General features: G+C 59.0%; 3 protein-coding genes. 2 read left to right on the top strand and 1 reads right to left on the bottom strand.

Annotation, left to right across the window (positions count from 1 at the left end; all coding sequences use genetic code 11):
* The first annotated feature begins 171 nt into the window (after window positions 1–171).
* Both AC0V2Y_RS28285 and AC0V2Y_RS28280 read left to right on the top strand, forming a co-directional pair.
* A complete protein-coding gene (locus AC0V2Y_RS28285) occupies window positions 172–753 on the top strand; it encodes an acyl-homoserine-lactone synthase (RefSeq protein ID WP_475417986.1) in 582 nt (193 codons plus the stop codon).
* A 55-nt stretch (window positions 754–808) separates the two neighbouring features.
* Window positions 809–1,162 carry a helix-turn-helix domain-containing protein gene (locus tag AC0V2Y_RS28280; protein ID WP_475417985.1) on the top strand — a complete coding sequence of 118 codons (354 nt, stop codon included), beginning with the start codon at window positions 809–811 and terminating at the stop codon, window positions 1,160–1,162.
* On the opposite strand, the gene AC0V2Y_RS28275 is transcribed toward AC0V2Y_RS28280, so the two are convergent.
* Window positions 1,159–1,652: helix-turn-helix transcriptional regulator (locus AC0V2Y_RS28275; RefSeq protein WP_475418454.1), on the bottom strand; the 494-nt coding region annotated here is incomplete at its 5' end. The two genes, AC0V2Y_RS28280 and AC0V2Y_RS28275, sit on opposite strands and share 4 nt — an antisense overlap.

Raw genomic sequence — 1,652 nt, 5'->3', positions numbered from 1 at the left:
GGATTCGGGCTCTTGTCGCTAGAAGTTCTGCTAGGCCGTTGCGGCCGTTTCACTAGCTGGATCGCTAGTTATTTGATTTAGCCAATTTGCATAAAGTAGCTACATCAAACGCAGCAATTTGACAACCGCAGTCAACGTACTAGTGAAATTCAACCATACAGGGGAATGACCATGAGCTCGATGATTCAAATAGGACAGCGCGATAAATTCAGCCGCGTGGAACTGCGCGCCATCCATGTACTGCGCGCCAAAGTGTTCCGTGATCGCATGGGCTGGGCAGTGCCGATCCTGGGTGGCATGGAGATCGACGGCTATGATGCGCTGGAACCTCATTACATGGTCATCCGCGGCGGCGACCAGCGCATCTGCGGCTGCTGGCGCATGCTGCCCACCCTGGGCCCATACATGCTGAAGGACACCTTCCCCGAACTGGTGCAAGGCGCAGCCCTGCCGGAAGAAGAGAACATCTGGGAGCTGAGCCGCTTTGCGATCGAGACCGACGGCGACAACCGCTTTGGCTTTGCCGAGCGCGCCAAAGAAGCGATGCGCGGCATCGTCAACTTTGCCGATACGCAGGGCATCAGCAAATATGTGACAGTAACCACCACCGCCGTCGAGCGCCTGCTGCGTCACAGCGGAGTGGAAACCACGCGCATGGGTCCCCCCCTACAGATCGGTGTAGAAAAGGCAGTTGCTCTGGAGATTCATCTAGGCGCCAAGACACGCACCGCACTGTTTGGACCCGACCATTGATGACATCGACCCATGCGACGGCAACATGCCACCGCTTAACCAGCAGAGTACGATTATGAGCAAGCTTTCCTCGGTGCGCCGCACGGCCGGCGCACCGATCCAGGCCAGACGCGTTGTCCTGTCGTCGCGCAGCGCCACGCCAGACGATGGTGGCGACGAGCTGCACTGGATCACCACGCGTGATAAATATCTGATCCGTGACTTTCGCCAGATCATGCGCGAAAATCAGACCGCCTTCTGGCGCCGCTTCGGCGTTTCCCAGACTCGCGGCAGTCGCTTCGAGCGCGGCAAGTCAATGCCGCTGCCGGTGCTCATCCTGATGCGACTGTACTTGCTGCGCGTGATCAACGACGCCGACCTGCTGGCGGTGCGCTCGGGTGACGACGATGCCAGCGGTGGCCGACTCTAACCGGGAATATTGACGAGACCAAGGCGAATTGCCTTGATCACCACGTCATTGCGACGGGTAACGCCGAATTTGGTACGAAGATTTCCGATATGAAAATTTACTCCCGCCTCCGAAATGCTCAGAATGCGTCCGATTTCCCACGCCGTTTTGCCAGCCACCATCCATTGCAGACAATCGAGCTCGCGCGCGGTCAGTACCGGCGCCTCCTGCGCTACCGGCGCAGCATGCATGTAGCGACGCATGGAGTCGAAAGCGATGTCGCGCAACAGGGTCAGGTTAGCGAGTTGTTGGCTGAGGTCATTCGTGAAACCGGCCCCCGGTGCCTGATCCCGGACACAAGTCAGCATGCCGACTTCGCCGCCGATACCGTGAACCGGCAGGGTCACGCCGGCCTTGAGGCCGTGGCCAGCCGCCTCCTCGTACAACGCGCTTTCCTCGGTGGTCTTGAACGAGTCCGGCACCCAGACGAACGGCGACATCGATTGAAAAC

This window comes from Janthinobacterium sp. BHSEK, assembly GCF_056174685.1.
The sequence above is the reverse complement of the archived record's forward strand: the minus strand, read 5'-3'. Positions and strand labels throughout refer to the sequence as shown.

Excerpts from the sequence above, each read along its gene's own strand:
- AC0V2Y_RS28285 (WP_475417986.1), top strand. The coding sequence starts at position 172 with ATGAGCTCGATGATTCAAATAGGACAGCGCGATAAATTCAGCCGCGTG.
- AC0V2Y_RS28280 (WP_475417985.1), top strand. The coding sequence starts at position 809 with ATGAGCAAGCTTTCCTCGGTGCGCCGCACGGCCGGCGCACCGATCCAG.